The 15,186-nt window shown below is 41.2% G+C and carries 19 protein-coding genes; 8 read left to right on the plus strand and 11 right to left on the minus strand.

The features are described from left to right. Positions 1-4 precede the first annotated feature (4 nt). The 3 genes from L0M85_RS02100 to radC all read left to right on the plus strand — a co-directional run bounded on the left by L0M85_RS02100 (position 5) and on the right by radC (position 1,926). The gene (locus tag L0M85_RS02100; RefSeq protein ID WP_048715926.1) at positions 5-751 is read left to right on the plus strand and encodes a class A sortase; all 747 of its coding nucleotides are present in this window, start codon (positions 5-7) and stop codon (positions 749-751) included. A 152-nt stretch (positions 752-903) separates the two neighbouring features. Further along, entirely contained in the window at positions 904-1,182 is a 279-nt protein-coding gene (locus tag L0M85_RS02105) for a porphobilinogen deaminase (RefSeq protein ID WP_238656353.1), read from the plus strand. Positions 1,183-1,242: 60 nt separating this feature from the next. After that, positions 1,243-1,926, plus strand: coding sequence for a DNA repair protein RadC (gene radC / locus L0M85_RS02110; protein WP_156676355.1), 684 nt, complete (start codon positions 1,243-1,245; stop codon positions 1,924-1,926). Between the two features lie 188 nt (positions 1,927-2,114). Here radC and L0M85_RS02115 read toward each other — a convergent pair whose 3' ends face one another. From L0M85_RS02115 to L0M85_RS02140, 6 genes are all read right to left on the minus strand, one after another. Next, positions 2,115-2,759: a redox-sensing transcriptional repressor Rex gene (locus L0M85_RS02115; RefSeq protein WP_238656354.1), complete on the minus strand. Its 645-nt coding sequence runs from the start codon at positions 2,757-2,759 to the stop codon at positions 2,115-2,117. A gap of 93 nt (positions 2,760-2,852) precedes the next feature. Continuing rightward, a complete protein-coding gene (locus tag L0M85_RS02120) occupies positions 2,853-3,089 on the minus strand; it encodes a DUF4649 family protein (RefSeq protein ID WP_238656355.1) in 237 nt (78 codons plus the stop codon). Then, positions 3,089-3,436: a DUF1831 domain-containing protein gene (locus tag L0M85_RS02125; RefSeq protein WP_048689998.1), complete on the minus strand. Its 348-nt coding sequence runs from the start codon at positions 3,434-3,436 to the stop codon at positions 3,089-3,091. The genes L0M85_RS02120 and L0M85_RS02125 overlap by 1 nt, the downstream gene beginning before the upstream one ends. After that, positions 3,426-4,553: a cysteine desulfurase family protein gene (locus tag L0M85_RS02130; protein ID WP_238656356.1), complete on the minus strand. Its 1,128-nt coding sequence runs from the start codon at positions 4,551-4,553 to the stop codon at positions 3,426-3,428. Before L0M85_RS02130 ends, L0M85_RS02125 begins: the two co-directional genes overlap by 11 nt. 9 nt (positions 4,554-4,562) lie before the next feature. Next, the gene (locus L0M85_RS02135; protein WP_238656357.1) at positions 4,563-5,519 is read right to left on the minus strand and encodes a ribose-phosphate diphosphokinase; all 957 of its coding nucleotides are present in this window, start codon (positions 5,517-5,519) and stop codon (positions 4,563-4,565) included. 62 nt (positions 5,520-5,581) lie between these two features. Beyond that, on the minus strand, positions 5,582-6,148 hold the full coding sequence (locus L0M85_RS02140) for a CYTH domain-containing protein (protein WP_238656358.1): 567 nt from the start codon (positions 6,146-6,148) through the stop codon (positions 5,582-5,584). A 95-nt stretch (positions 6,149-6,243) separates the two neighbouring features. On the opposite strand from L0M85_RS02140, the gene L0M85_RS02145 reads away from it, so the two are divergent. The 5 genes from L0M85_RS02145 (at position 6,244) to mutY (ending at position 10,844) form a co-directional block, all read left to right on the plus strand. Then, complete coding sequence (locus L0M85_RS02145) at positions 6,244-6,915, plus strand: GTP pyrophosphokinase family protein (protein ID WP_061563942.1); 672 nt, start codon at positions 6,244-6,246, stop codon at positions 6,913-6,915. Further along, positions 6,899-7,717, plus strand: a complete 819-nt coding sequence (locus tag L0M85_RS02150) for an NAD kinase (protein WP_281281320.1) — start codon at positions 6,899-6,901, stop codon at positions 7,715-7,717. Before L0M85_RS02145 ends, L0M85_RS02150 begins: the two co-directional genes overlap by 17 nt. Further along, positions 7,714-8,604, plus strand: a complete 891-nt coding sequence (locus L0M85_RS02155) for an RluA family pseudouridine synthase (protein WP_238656359.1) — start codon at positions 7,714-7,716, stop codon at positions 8,602-8,604. Before L0M85_RS02150 ends, L0M85_RS02155 begins: the two co-directional genes overlap by 4 nt. A gap of 21 nt (positions 8,605-8,625) precedes the next feature. Continuing rightward, positions 8,626-9,600: a phosphate acetyltransferase gene (pta, locus tag L0M85_RS02160; protein ID WP_048690020.1), complete on the plus strand. Its 975-nt coding sequence runs from the start codon at positions 8,626-8,628 to the stop codon at positions 9,598-9,600. 89 nt (positions 9,601-9,689) lie between these two features. After that, positions 9,690-10,844: an A/G-specific adenine glycosylase gene (mutY, locus tag L0M85_RS02165; protein ID WP_238656360.1), complete on the plus strand. Its 1,155-nt coding sequence runs from the start codon at positions 9,690-9,692 to the stop codon at positions 10,842-10,844. A gap of 180 nt (positions 10,845-11,024) precedes the next feature. Here mutY and L0M85_RS02170 read toward each other — a convergent pair whose 3' ends face one another. The 5 genes from L0M85_RS02170 to L0M85_RS02190 form a co-directional block, all read right to left on the minus strand. Then, entirely contained in the window at positions 11,025-11,372 is a 348-nt protein-coding gene (locus L0M85_RS02170; RefSeq protein ID WP_061563945.1) for a PedC/BrcD family bacteriocin maturation disulfide isomerase, read from the minus strand. Positions 11,373-11,481: 109 nt separating this feature from the next. Continuing rightward, positions 11,482-13,200 (minus strand): phospho-sugar mutase, encoded by a 1,719-nt coding sequence (locus L0M85_RS02175; RefSeq protein ID WP_156676361.1) that lies wholly within the window; start codon positions 13,198-13,200, stop codon positions 11,482-11,484. Between the two features lie 155 nt (positions 13,201-13,355). After that, on the minus strand, positions 13,356-13,928 hold the full coding sequence (locus L0M85_RS02180; protein WP_125329433.1) for an ECF transporter S component: 573 nt from the start codon (positions 13,926-13,928) through the stop codon (positions 13,356-13,358). After that, the gene (gene coaC / locus L0M85_RS02185) at positions 13,925-14,464 is read right to left on the minus strand and encodes a phosphopantothenoylcysteine decarboxylase (protein WP_125336134.1); all 540 of its coding nucleotides are present in this window, start codon (positions 14,462-14,464) and stop codon (positions 13,925-13,927) included. The genes L0M85_RS02180 and coaC overlap by 4 nt, the downstream gene beginning before the upstream one ends. 5 nt (positions 14,465-14,469) lie before the next feature. Next, positions 14,470-15,156 (minus strand): phosphopantothenate--cysteine ligase, encoded by a 687-nt coding sequence (locus L0M85_RS02190; protein WP_238656361.1) that lies wholly within the window; start codon positions 15,154-15,156, stop codon positions 14,470-14,472. Positions 15,157-15,186: the final 30 nt, after the last annotated feature.

The following is a 15,186-nucleotide window of genomic DNA, read 5'->3' on the forward strand; positions in this document are numbered from 1 at the left end:
AAAAATGGCTTCAAGAAGAAAAAAGAAGAAAACAAGCTTACGCAATCGCTTGATTAATATCTTTGCTACTTTACTAATCCTTTTGTCTATTGCCTTGATCTTTAATGCTCCGATTCGGAACATGATCATGGTGTGGCATACCAATCAGTATCAAGTCAACAAGGTATCGAAAAAGACCATTGATAAGAATAAAGATGCCAAGACTAGCTTTGATTTTAAAGAAGTCAAATCGCTTTCTACAGAATCTGTTATCAATGCCCAGTGGCAGGCGCAGAAGTTGCCTGTTATTGGGGGGATAGCAATTCCTGAGTTAAAGATGAACCTTCCGATTTTTAAAGGCTTAGATAATGTGGGACTCTATTATGGGGCAGGTACCATGAAAGAGGACCAGGTTATGGGGGAAAGGAATTACTCCTTGGCTAGTCACCATGTCTTTGGTTTGACAGGGGCAAATGAAATGCTCTTTTCCCCGTTAGAACATGCCAAAGCTGGAATGAAAATCTATATCACTGATAAGGAAAAGGTGTATACCTATGTCATCAATTCTGTTGAGACAGTGACACCAGATCGGGTCGATGTCATTGCAGATCGTGAAGGGGTTAATGAAATCACCTTAGTGACTTGTGAGGATGCCGCAGCAACTTATCGTACGATTGTAAAAGGTACTTTGGAAACTTCAGTAGATTACTCAAAAGCACCAAAAGATATACTGGAAGCTTTCACAAAATCTTATAATCAAATGCAATTATAATCAATTTAAAAAGAGGTCCTTGACCTCTTTTTTCTGTTGATTTTCTGCCAACTTGTAAGAGGATAGTCATAAAATGTTACCTGACTGACATATTTTTGCATGCTTTCTATTTTATAATAGAAGAGTGATAGAAAGAAACTTGGAGGAATCGAATGCGCACAGAAGATATCTATACTTTGTTAAGAAACTTCTGTGCCTTACTGGTCAATGATTTCCCTAAAACAGGGCTCATTACCAAGGGGATCTACGAAGTTGAACAGGTCTTCGAAACCATTAAAAACCTTCCTGATGATCAAGAACACTTAGTTCGATACGAAATTCGTCAATTTCTTGCGTCTTTGGAACAAGTGCAAGAGGGCTATCGAATTAACTTCTCAAATGAAGAAACTCGAATTCTTGAAAACTTAAGAGAAGTAGTTTGTCCAATTTAATTTATACAGAATCGTCCTTTTTCCTCCTCAATTGCGAATTATTAATTGAGGAGGTTTTTTATGTATCATATTGTATTTCAAGAATCAGGTCTCTTACCTAGAGAACGTTTGCTAACAGAAGGACCTGATAAGCTCAGTCATCAAGAATTGCTGTCCATCTTATTACGGACGGGGAACAAAAATAAACCAGTCTACGAGATCGCACAGGACCTGCTGGGCTCACTAAAGAGTTTAAAAGAACTGGCTAGTATGAGTTTTCAGGAGTTACAGGAAGTTCCAGGAATTGGGAAAGTTAAAGCCATTGAGCTGTTAGCTGCTATTGAACTAGGGAAACGAATACAGACTTCTGAAGTGATTGAAACGGAACAAATCATGAGTAGTCAGAAGCTGGCAAAAATGATGCAACAAAAAATAGGCCATGAGAAACAGGAACATTTATTGGCCTTGTATCTGAATACCCAAAATCAAATTATCCATCAGCAAGTGATTTTTATCGGAACAGTCAATCGTAGCATTGCAGAACCAAGAGAAATCTTGCACTATGCCATCAAGCATATGGCGACATCCTTAATCTTGGTTCACAACCACCCGTCTGGGATCATTCATCCCAGCAAGAATGATGATGGTGTCACCCAACAAATGATTGAAGCCTGCAATTGTCTAGGAATTGTTTTTCTTGACCATCTGATTGTCTCAACCGATGACTATTATAGCTACAGAGAGGAGACAGACTTATTGGTATAAAAAAAGAGAGTGGGACAGAAATCGGTAATTCGTTAGAATTCGATTTCGTCGTCCCACCTTCGCACAGTTGAGTAGGGCTGTAAAAGCTGATAAAATCAGCGTAGTAGAGCCCACTCAACCACTGCGTCTTGCTCGATCATCCAAAGACAATTGAGAGGCTAGGACTTTTGTCCCAGCCTCTTTGCTTATTATGTATTCTTGCGCATAAAGTAGAGAAGGGTTTGCAATTCACTGGTTAGATCGACATATTGGACTACCACATCTTTTGGAACTGTTAGGTGTACAGGAGAAAAGCTCAGGATTCCCTTGATACCAGCTTCAACCAGTAAATCTGCAACTTCTTGAGATTTTACACTTGGAACGGTTAAAATGGCTGTTTGAATCTCTTGTCCCTCAAGTTTTTCTTTTAGTGTGGAGATGCCGTAAATCGGAATACCATCTTTACTTTTAGTGCCGACTAACTTATGATCATCCGTATCAAATGCCATGACAATTTTCATTTTGTTTCGCTCATGGAAGCGATAGTGAAGAAGGGCACTTCCCATATTTCCAATTCCAACAATAGCTACATTGGTGATGGAGTTATCATTTAAGAGATCAGCAAAGAAGTTCATTAACTTTTTGACATCATAACCAAAACCACGTCGTCCTAGCTCTCCAAAGTAGGAGAAGTCACGACGAACAGTTGCGGAATCAATCCCGATGGCTTCAGCGATCTGTTTTGAATTTGCCCGCTCGATTTTCTCTGCATTAAAGCGTTTAAAAATACGGTAATACAAGGAGAGTCGTTTGGCAGTAGCACGAGGAATTGGATTAGTTTTATCTTGTTTCACAATATCACAACCTTTCAAATCTATTTTATAAAAAGTTTGTGAAAAAAGCAACTATCTTATACTAAAAAAACACCAAAATGGTGCTTTTCTTTGTTAGTTGGAATTTCTTAAACTCTGATCAAACTGAATCAGATAGCGATAGAAGTCACCGATTCTTCCAGTGAAAGGTAAAATTTGCCCCTTGTAGGTCACAGAAACAATCTGATAGGAATCTGGAAGGGTCACACAGCCTGAGAAGGCTAATAGACAGTGATCGATGTTGTCGTAGCTAACCTGACGTTCCTTTTGGTATGCATCCAAATAGGTGAGGACTACAGGACCATTGGTCATTACTTTTCAATCCTTTCAAAGATTTCACGTTCAACTAAACTGTCCATGAGGAAGTAGAATTTTTGTTGGATAATCTTGTTTTCTGGATTTTTGAAAATATTCACCAAACGAAGGCCTGACTTATCAGTAATGTTAATTTTAAATCCTGTTAAATCCTTATTGATGATAATTTTTAACTTAAAGCCATCTCCGCTATTTGGAATAGCTTCTAATAAACGATTTAATTCGTAGTTACCAACCTTTGTTTGTGCAAAAGTATTGTCGCGTAGGGTATATTTCTTGATATTTGGGTGGATTGCGTATGTGTAATCACAGTTTGTTAATGAGACAGATGTTTCAAATGCCATGTAATTCTCCTAAAATTTTATGAATGTTTGTAATAAAAATATCGACTTCATCAGAAGTATTGAATTCAGATAAACTAATGCGAATAGATTCCTTCAAGCGAGGTGAATCTTCGCCATAATAAGCTGCAAGGACGTGACTTGGCTGAACAGTCCCCGCAGTACAAGCAGAGCCAGTTGAGACTGAAATCCCTGCCATATCTAAACGAAGCAGTAAGATATCATTGCTGATACCAGGAAAGCCAATGTTCAAGACGTGAGGAAGTTTGGAATCTGTGCCATTCAGATAGAAATCTAGATCTTTTAAGCCAGTTAGGATTCGTTCAGATAAGCTTTGAATATACAGATAATTTGCGTCTAACTGATCAGTAGACTCTTTGAGGGATTGCGCCATTCCAGCAATTGAAATCAAGTTCTCTGTACTAGCTCGACGCTTGTCTTCTTGGTCACCCCCGTGTAAGAGATTGAAGAAGTCAGGCTTTTTAGCATAGAGAAGACCAACTCCCTTAGGCCCGTGAAATTTATGGGCGGATGCGGTTAGAAAATCAACTCCTAACTCTTCAGGGGCTACAGCAAGTTTACCAACGGCTTGAACAGCATCGACATGAAAAGCTGCAGGATGGTCTTTCAAAAGGTCTGAAATAGCCCTGATGGGTAAGAGATCGCCCGTCTCGTTATTGGCATACATAGTGGAGACCAAAATAGTATCGGGACGAAGAGCAGCTTGAATATCTTCTGGACGAATCATTTGATCGACGGGTTGAATAATGGTGACTTTAAAGCCAAATTCATCGACCAAGTACTCAATCGGTTCAAGAACGGCATGGTGTTCGATAGCCGTGGTAATAATATGCTTCCCTTTCTGTCTATGTTTGAGACAGTAGCCCTTTATAACAGTGTTATTGCTTTCGGTTCCCCCAGAAGTGAAGGTAATCTGTTGACTAGAGGTCTTTAAACAAGTTGCAACGCATTCCCTGGCATCTCTAAGAATCTTTTTTGCTTGGCGACCGTGGGAGTGGAGACTAGATGGATTTCCAAAGCTGGTTTCCATCGTTTCTGTCATCACCTTGATTACTCCTGGGCTTAGGGGAGTGGTTGCCGCATTGTCAAAATAAATCACGCCATCACCTTATTTCTTGTGGTATGCAAAGAGTGGACTAACTGGTTTACGCTCTTGGATACGAACAAGGGCCTCTCCAATTAATTCGCTTGCAGTAATGTATTTTACATTTTTTGGTTTTTGCTCTTTGGTTGCTACAGAGTCTGTAACTAAAATTTCTTTAATCGGTGCTTGGTCTAGTAATTCTGCAGCTCCTTTAACGAAAAGTCCGTGACTAGAAACAGCATAAATCTCAGTAGCGCCATCTCGTTGGACAATTTTTGCAGCTTCAGAGAAGGTTTTTCCTGTATTCAAAATATCATCGATCAGGATTGCTTTTTTACCTTTAACATCCCCAATGATGTAGCCCTCGTCACGGCTAGAGTCGTCTTGGGCGTAGTCGATGATAGCAATTGGGGCATCTAGATATTCTGCAAGATTTCGTGCGCGTTTCACTCCAGAATTTTTAGGGCTGACAACCACTACATCTGAACCGGTTAAACCTTGTTTGATATAGTGATCAGCAAATAGAGGAATCGTGAACAAGTTGTCTACTGGGATATCGAAGAAGCCTTGTACTTGAACCGCATGAAGATCGAGGGTTACAACACGGTCTACCCCTGCCTTGACAAGCATGTTGGCAACTAATTTTGCTGTAATTGGTTCGCGAGGAGCAGCAGTGCGGTCTTGACGAGCATACCCAAAGTATGGAAGGACCACGTTCACGGTATGGGCACTTGCTCGTTGGCAAGCATCTACCATGATTAACAATTCCATCAAGTGATTGTTCACTGGGAAGCTAGTAGATTGGATGATGTAAATATCATATCCACGCACACTTTCTTCGATATTAATTTGGATTTCACCATCTGAGAATTGACGTGAAGAAAGCTTTCCGAGTGGGATGCCAGCAACTTCTGAAATTTTTTGTGCAATTTCTTGGTTGGAGTTGAGTGCGAAGAGCTTCATATTGTTTTTTTCTGACATGTGTTTGATCCTCATTAAGATATTTTTGTCTAGTCTTATTTTAGCAAAAAAATTCAGTAATTTCAGCTTTTTAGCAAACTTTGGGCCAATCTTGCTACTTTACTTTTTGCAGGCTTGTATTCAATTTGTTTTTCCTTGAGAAATTCGTGAAAATAAGTTTCATCTGAGGCGTCATCCACCTCCATTTCTAATTCATAGTCCTCGATAGAGTTATAGCGACTACGGTCAAAAGCTAATAAACCTTTAGGGATTCTTTTCTCCCGTCTCTCTGTTTCTAGATTTCCCCAGACATCTAAAGCGGATAAAGGAATGTTTAAATCAGTGAGAAAGCTGGCAATCTCACCTTGAGGAAGTTTTTTCTTGGAGAGAAAGGCTTCTACTTGATCAAAAGTAAGGGCTTGATTGTATTCAAAATGTCCCGCATCTTGCGGTACTTTAAGGGTTAGCTCAGCCCGATCAGCTAAGGTACGAATTCGCAAGGCCATCCGATGATTCCGGATAGCATGGTCGGGCGTATCAATATAGTGATTGGTTTGTCGGATAGGTGGTTGGTCTTTGAAAAAGTCTTCTAGAGAATGGTACTCTTCCTCGGTTAGTAAGGTTTTAAATTCAATTTCTAAATGATTCATAGCTACGTCCTTTTCTTTCGTTTGCAAGCTCTTTATGATATAATAATAGATGTGTTTATTTTATACAAAAAACTTTGAGATGACAAGGTGATTCAATGGCGATTGATTGGGAAAATTTTTTAGATCCCTATATCCAAGCAGTTGGAGAATTGAAGATTAAACTTCGTGGGATAAGAAAGCAGTACCGCAAACAACAAAAGCATTCCCCAATCGAGTTTGTGACCGGTCGTGTGAAGCCGATTGAGAGTATTCTCGAAAAGATGGAACGCAGAAGTATTTCTGAAGAGAACCTGGCTCAAGATATGCAAGATATTGCTGGTCTGAGGGTCATGGTTCAATTTGTAGACGACGTAGATGAAGTCCTAGAAGTCTTGCGGAAGCGTCAGGATATGCGCGTGGTTCAAGAACGAGACTATATTCGTCACAAGAAATCAAGTGGGTATCGAAGCTATCATGTAGTGGTAGAGTATCCAGTAGATACCATTAATGGCTATGAAACGATTTTGGCAGAGATTCAGATTCGTACCCTGTCTATGAATTTCTGGGCCACCATTGAACACTCATTAAATTACAAATATAAAGGAGATTTTCCGGACGAGATTAAGAAGCGTCTTGAAGTCACCGCGAATTTGGCTTATCAACTCGATGAGGAAATGGGTGCCATTCGTGATGCCATTCAGGAGGCGCAAGCTCTTTTTGATCCAATGCATCGTAAATTAAACGATGGCGTCGGAAATAGTGATGATACAGATGAGGACTACAGGTAAAAAGGTTTCGATTATTCGAAATCGAAAACGCCAGAGCGAAGAGGTTTTTCAACAACTTCGTTATAAATTAAAAAAGAATAATTTTATCTTAACTGAGAAGCATCCGGATATCGTAATCTCTATCGGTGGGGATGGTATGTTGCTCTCTGCTTTTCATAAGTACGAGAGTCAATTGGATCGGGTTCGTTTTGTTGGGGTGCATACGGGGCATCTTGGATTTTATACGGACTATTTAGATGATGAGATTGACAAGTTGGTAGAAAATCTCAAGTTCGATACAGGTGCCAAGGTATCTTACCCAATCCTTAATGTCAAAGTGACTTTTGATAATGGGGATACGAAGATTATGCGAGCCCTTAACGAAGCGACAATCAAACGCAGCGATCGAACCATGGTTGCTGATTTAACCATCAATGGCGTTCATTTTGAGCGATTCAGAGGGGATGGCATTACGGTTTCGACCCCTACAGGTAGCACAGCTTATAACAAATCTTTGGGAGGAGCTGTGCTTCACCCGACGATCGAAGCGCTTCAAATTGCTGAAATTGCTAGTCTGAATAATCGTGTCTATCGAACTTTGGGGTCATCGATTATTGTTCCCAAAAAAGATAAGATTGAAATTACGCCTAGCCGGCCAGGTTTTCACATTCTCTCTGTTGATAATTCAACTTATTCCTATCGAAATATCGCCCATATTGAGTACCAGATTGATAACCACAAGATCAATTTCGTAGCGAGTCCAAGTCATACCAGTTTCTGGAATCGGGTCAAGGATGCCTTTATTGGAGATATTGACGAATGAGGTTCGAGTTTATTGCGGATGAACATGTCAAGGTTAAAACCTTTCTGAAGAAACATCAGGTTTCAAAAGGCTTATTGGCCAAGATCAAGTTTTCTGGAGGCCAGATTTTAGTCAATGGCGTCGAACAAAATGCCATTTATCTACTCGATATAGGAGATAAGGTAACGATTGATATTCCCTCTGAGGAAGGTTATGAAGCCTTGGAGGCCATTGATCGTGATTTGGAAATCTTGTACGAAGACGATCATTTCTTGATTATCAACAAACCTGCAGGAGTGGCATCCATTCCTAGCTCCCTTCATTCCAATACCATTGCGAACTTTGTCAAGGGATACTATGTTCGCCATCAGTATGAAAATCAGCTCGTTCATATTGTCACTCGTTTAGACAAGGATACTAGTGGGATCATGCTTTTTGCAAAACATGGCTATGCCCATGCTCGCTTAGATAAACAACTTCAAGCTAAGACCATTCAAAAACGTTATTTTGCATTGGTAAAGGGAAAAGGCGAGTTGGAAAGCAAGGGGGATATCATTGCCCCCATTGCGCGTGATGAAGACTCCATTATTACCCGAAAGGTAGCGAAAGGTGGCAAGTATGCTCATACTAGCTACCAAGTTGTTCAGTCTTTTGGTGATATTCATCTAGTGGATATCCAGTTGCACACAGGCCGGACCCATCAGATTCGCGTTCATTTTTCTCATATTGGTTTTCCACTTTTGGGAGATGATCTCTATGGAGGTTCGTTAGAAGATGGGATTCTTCGACAAGCCTTGCATTGCCATTCCTTGGCTTTCTATCATCCTTATTTGGAAGAGGAGCTCCGAATTGAAAGCTCGCTGCCAGATGATTTTAGCCAAGTTTTAAAACAGTTATCAAATTTTTAATTTTTTTCAAAGGAGAAACTCATGGAAGTTTTTGAAAGTCTCAAAGCCAACCTTGTTGGTAAGAATGCTCGTATTGTGTTACCAGAAGGGGAAGAGCCTCGTATTCTGCAAGCAGCAAAACGGATTGTAAAAGAAACAGACGTTACACCTGTCTTGCTTGGTAATCCAGATAAGATTCGTATTTACCTTGAAATTGAAGGAGTTTTGGAAGGATACGAAGTTATCGACCCGCATTCTTACGCAGGCTTTGATGAGATGGTAGCTTCTTTGGTAGAACGTCGGAAGGGTAAAATGACAGAAGAAGAAGCGCGTCAAATTTTGCAAGACGATGTCAACTACTTTGGTGTTATGTTGGTACATCTGGGAATCGTTGATGGTATGGTATCAGGTGCGATTCACTCAACAGCTGCAACCGTTCGTCCAGCACTTCAAATTATCAAAACTCGTCCGAATGTCAAACGCACTTCAGGTGCCTTCCTCATGGTTCGTGGATCTGAACGTTACTTGTTTGGAGACTGTGCGATTAACATCAGTCCGGATGCTGAAGGATTGGCAGAAATTGCCATCAACTCTGCTATCACAGCCAAGATGTTTGGCATCGATCCGAAAATCGCCATGTTGAGCTATTCAACTAAAGGTTCTGGTTTCGGTGAAAGTGTTGATAAAGTTGTTGAGGCAACAAAAATCGCTCATGAACTTCGTCCAGATCTAGAAATTGATGGAGAATTGCAATTTGACGCTGCTTTTGTACCAGAAACAGCAGCATTGAAAGCTCCAGGAAGCAAGGTGGCAGGACAAGCCAATGTCTTTATCTTCCCAGGTATTGAAGCAGGAAACATTGGGTACAAGATGGCAGAACGTCTTGGTGGCTTTGCCGCAGTAGGTCCAGTTTTGCAAGGGTTGAACAAACCAGTTAACGACCTTTCTCGCGGATGTAATGCAGATGACGTTTACAAATTGACCTTGATCACAGCAGCTCAAGCAGTGGAACAATAAGAATGATTGAAAGGCTTAGGAGTTTCCTAGGCTTTTATTGTAGAGTCAGAATCTCTAAACTAGAACCCATTCTATGGTATACTAGGAATATGATGGATTTAAAAGACTATGGGATTAATATGTGGGAGGAGGAAAAAATTGCCTCTTTCCGAGAAAAGTTATTAGCCTGGTACGATGCCAATAAACGGGATCTCCCCTGGAGACGGACGCAAGATCCTTATAAAATATGGATCTCAGAGATTATGCTCCAGCAGACACGTGTTGATACGGTTATTCCTTATTATGAGCGTTTTTTAGATTGGTTTCCGACGATTGCGGATCTGGCTCAGGCTCCAGAAGAAAAGCTCTTAAAAGCTTGGGAAGGCTTGGGCTATTACTCACGGGTCCGCAACATGCAGAAAGCTGCTCAGCAAATCATGGAGGTCCATGGGGGTGTTTTCCCATCAAGCTATGAGGCTATCTCTAAACTCAAGGGAATTGGACCTTATACAGCTGGTGCCATTGCTAGTATTGCCTTTAGCTTGCCAAAGCCAGCAGTGGATGGCAATGTCATGCGGGTTTTAGCTCGTTTGTTTGAGGTAGACTACGATATCGGAATCCCGACTAATCGCAAGATTTTTCAAGCCATGATGGAAGTCTTGATCGATCCAGAGCGTCCTGGTGATTTCAATCAGGCTTTGATGGATTTGGGCTCAGATATTGAATCCCCAGTCAATCCACGTCCGGAAGAGAGTCCTGTAAAAGAGTTTAGCGCGGCCTATCAGCATGGGACCATGGATCGCTATCCCATCAAGGCTCCAAAGAAGAAACCAGTACCCGTTTATTTAACATCCTTTATTGTCAAGGATAGTCAAGGGCGCTACCTGCTGGAAAAAAATGAGCGAGAAGGACTCTTGTCAGGCTTCTGGCATTTTCCCATGATTGAAGTGGATAGTCTATCTGAGAACCTGGGCCAATTGTCTCTATTGGATGAGAAAGAACAAGCAGAGGACAATCTAGAGATTCTCTCCTTTGAACAGGACTATGACTTGGTCATTGATTGGCAAGAGAGAACTTATCCCTTGGTCCAGCATGTCTTTTCGCACCGCAAGTGGCAGGTTCAAATCCAGTACGGATTGGTAAAAGAAGGAGAACAAGCAACCAGTGAATCAACTATTTGGTTAAAACCGGAAGAATTTTCGGCCTATCCTTTTGCCAAACCCCAGCAGAAGATTTGGACGACTTTTACAGAAAATGAAAATTGAGAGTGGGACAGAAATCGGTAATTCGTTAGAATTCGATTTCGTCGTCCCACCTCCGCACAGTTGAGTAGGGCTGTAAAAGCTGATGAAATCAGCGTAGTAGAGCCCACTCAACCACTGCGTCTTGCGCGACAATCCAAAAACAATTGAGAGGCTAGGACTTTTGTCCCAGCCTCAATTTTTTTATAGATGAGCGAATGCTTTGATTTCTTCTTCTGACATGGATGAGTCGCAACGAACGGTAACTTCACCGGCTTCGACATGTAAAAATCCAGGAACAGTTGGAATACCATAGGTAGAGCGGAAGGCTTGCAAGGCATCAAGTTGACTTGGTTCTTCACTATTAATGAAGTAGATATGGGCTTTAGTTTCGGCTACTACCGTTGCTAATTTAGCAGCGAACTTACGGCAATATGGGCAAGTCTTACGTCCAATAAAGAAGGTTGCTGTTTCTTTTTGGTCGATGGCTTCTTGCGCACGCGCAACAGTGGTTACTTCAAGATCTTTAATATCTTCTAAAAATTGTTCCATGAGATTACCTCGCTTTCTTATAAATCTAGTATGCCATAAAGGGCGAAAAAATGCTGTATTTTGATACGAAAAAAAGATGAGATTGGTTGATCTCATCTTTTGTGGTTGCTTATTTTACAAAGGCATTGATTTCAGCTTCGATGTTAGCAATTTTAGCTTGAGAATCTTCGTTGCTTTCACCAACAACGGCAATGTAGAACTTGATTTTTGGTTCTGTACCTGAAGGGCGAACGGCAATCCAAGAACCATCCTCAAGTGTGTATTTCAATACATCACTTGGAGGAGTTGTCAAGGCTGTTACAGTGCCATCAGCGGCAGTAGATGTTTGTGCTTTGAAGTCTTCAACGATAGCGATGGCAGTTCCATTGAATTCTTTTGGACCGTTTTCACGGAATTTCGCCATGATCGCTTTGATTTGCTCAGCACCGTCAACACCAGAAAGTGTAACAGAGATTGTCTTTTCAGCATAGTAGCCGTACTCTTTGTAGATTTCTTCGATACCGTCAGCAAGTGTCAAACCACGAGAGCGGTAGTAAGCAGCAAGCTCAGCAACGACAAGGACAGCTTGGATGGCATCTTTATCACGTACGAATGGCTTAATCAAGTAACCGAAGCTTTCTTCAAATCCCATCATGTAAGTGTGATTGTGTTTTTCTTCAAATTCTTGAATTTTTTCAGCGATAAATTTGAAACCAGTCAGAACGTTGAACATAGTTGCGCCGTAGCTTTCAGCAATCTTCGTTACCAAGTCAGTTGATACGATAGATTTGCATAGGGCTGCATTTTCTGGAAGTGTGCCAGCATTTTTGTGGGCTTCCAATATGTATTTAGCCATGATAGCACCGATTTGGTTACCTGAAAGGTTAAGGTAGCTACCATCTTTTTGAAGGACTTCAACACCGACACGGTCAGCGTCAGGGTCTGTTGCAACAAGAACATCAGCACCAACTTGGCGACCAAGTTCTTCTGCAAGAGCAAAGGCTGCTTGACTTTCTGGGTTTGGAGATTTAACCGTTGAGAAGTCTGGGTCTGGAGTTGCCTGAGCTTCTACGACTTGTACAGAGTCAAATCCTGCCTGCGCAAGAGCGCGACGAGCCAACATTTCACCAGTACCGTGAAGTGGAGTGTAGACAATCTTCATGTCTTTACCGAACTCTTCGATCAAGGCAGGGTTAATGTTAACATCTTTGACTTCTTTGAGGTATTCAGCATCAATAGCTTCACCGATGACTTCAATCAAACCAGATGCTTTTTCAGCTTCTACATCCGCAACTTCTACAGCGAAAGGATTGTCAATGGCACGGATATAAGTTGTCAATGCGTCCGCGTCGTGTGGAGGCATTTGACCACCATCTTCACCGTAAACCTTGTATCCATTAAACGGAGCAGGGTTGTGGCTAGCAGTAATCATAATCCCTGCGAAGCAGTTGAGGTGACGAACAGCAAATGAAAGTTCTGGAGTTGGACGGAGACTTTCAAAGACATAGGATTTAATACCGTGTTTTGCAAGAACGGCTGCTGATTCAAAGGCAAATTCTGGAGAGAAGTGACGGCTATCGTAGGCAATGGCTACACCACGTTCTTTTTCATTTCCACCTTTAGATTCAATCAAACGAGCCAAACCTTCAGTTGCTTGACGGACTACATAGATGTTAATACGGTTTGTACCCGCACCAATCAATCCGCGCATACCAGCAGTACCGAATTCAAGGTTTGTGTAAAAGGCATCTTCTTTTGTTTTTTCATCCATGCTTTCCAAATCACGATGAAGGTAATCTGGTAGGTCAGCGAAATCAGCCCATTTTTGGAAGTTTTCTTGATAAGTCATAGTGCAACTCCTTATTTCTATAAATTAATCGCTTACATTATAGCATTTTTTTTCTGAAAAAACTAGATTCAATAGCAATTGTTTTCAAATTTATATGCTGAGTGTCCACAAAAAAATCACACCTCCATTTGAAAAGTGTGATAATCGAAAATGACTTATAATGAATTCTTAACTTTTGAGAGAGGTGGGATGATCGCTAGTGTCAGAATGACTGTCGCAAGGACCTCAATCAATGAGTTGGTGGTTAAAACAGCGCCGAGGAAGGCTTGGATACCACCTGGATAATTTTTTGAAAAGAAGATGAAAATACCTGAAAGCACAAAGAAAGTGTTGGTGAAAGATCCAACCGCGGCAGCGATTGCCAGTCCGGATTTATTATGGATCAACTTGTACACAAAGTAAGGGGTGATCCCAATGAGGATACGAGGAACCAGCACAATAATCAGAGAGTAAATGTTCCCTTTTTCAACAAAGGGACTGAATAAATAACTACTTGGTAGCTGAACAATGGTGTTGATGGTGAGGCTAAAGAGTCCCATTAAAAGTCCTAAGGTCCCACCAATACGAGGTCCATAAAGAATGGAGGCAATGACAACTGGGATATGGACGAAGGTCGGTGGAATTAGAAAGGGGAAGAATTGGAAGATCATGGTTGATGTAAAATGAATGGTCACCATGATAGCGAAGAAAATAGAAATTTGTGCAATGGATGAAGAAGATTTTCTCATGAGAGCGACTCCTGTATAATAGTTAGAATGGTTTCGATGGAAGCTAAAGCACCAGATCCCTGATCGCCACAAGCTAGTAAAGCTTCGCGCGGTGGGATGATTTGGTAGCCGTAGCTTTTTAGGGTTTCAAGATTGTTTTGTGTAGCGGGGTGGTCCAGCATCTTGGTATTCATAGCGGGTGCTAGGAATTTCTTCACCTCAGATGGTAGGGCCAAAGCAGTGCTGGTAACAATAGTATCTGCAAAGCCGTGGGCTAATTTTGCAATGGTATTGGCACTAGCAGGTGCGACTAGAAAAAGATCGGCCTCTTTCCCCAAGTCAATATGTTGGATTTGTTTTGGATCGTCTTCTGTCATGACCTCTACCAGGACAGCTTGTTTGGAGAGGACCTGAAGTGTTAGAGGGGTAATAAAAGCTGTAGCTGCAGGAGTCATGAGAACCTTAACCTGGTGACCGAGCTTGGTCAATTGACTGGTGAGATCCGCCGCCTTATATGCAGAAATACTTCCTGTAACAGCTAGTAGAATATTGGCCATAGGTTTTATCCTTTGTTCCTAATGTGATGGTAGATTTTTTGAGCTATATCCAATTTCGTTTCGGCTATTTGAATAGCATCTTTCGTAACTAAATAAGCCTGATGCTTTCCGTCTTGAATTTCGCTTAAGTCATTGGCAACAATCATTTCTGCCTGATTCTTTTCGAGGCTTGCGCGAGCAACGGATAGGAGTTGATCCTGAGCTACATCAACCAGCAGTTTAAAGCCAATCAAGCGTATGTCTGGATTCCAAGTTTTTACTAGAGAAATCAACTTAGGATTTTTCTTCAAAAAGAGAACTTGGTAGTCGTCGTCTGAGGTGATTTTCGACTCTTGATTAGTGCGATGAAGAAATTGTTCCAGATCGCTAGCCTCTTTTACATCTTCCAATCCAACCATATAGACTGGACTATAATCTGAAACCGCCATGGCATGAATGAGCACTTGGTGTTTAGGAGTTTGTTCTTCTAGAACTAGCTGAAGTTCGGCGACGTTTGCCGTTAGAATCATTGTTAAAAGGGGGTGTTCTTTTGGACGAACAGCCGTTGGACTGGTAACCAGAGTCACAGGGAAGCCAGCGTCAAGAAACCGCTCAACGATCATTTTTCCTAACTGACCAGTAGAATGATTGGTTATTGAGCGAACTTGATCGATTTTCTCGCTGGTTCCTCCAGAAGTAATCAAAATATTCATAGGTTTATTTTACAAGAATTTTATATTTTA

Source organism: Streptococcus sp. DFI.7.26 (assembly GCF_022240605.1).
GTDB lineage: Bacteria > Bacillota > Bacilli > Lactobacillales > Streptococcaceae > Streptococcus > Streptococcus xiaochunlingii.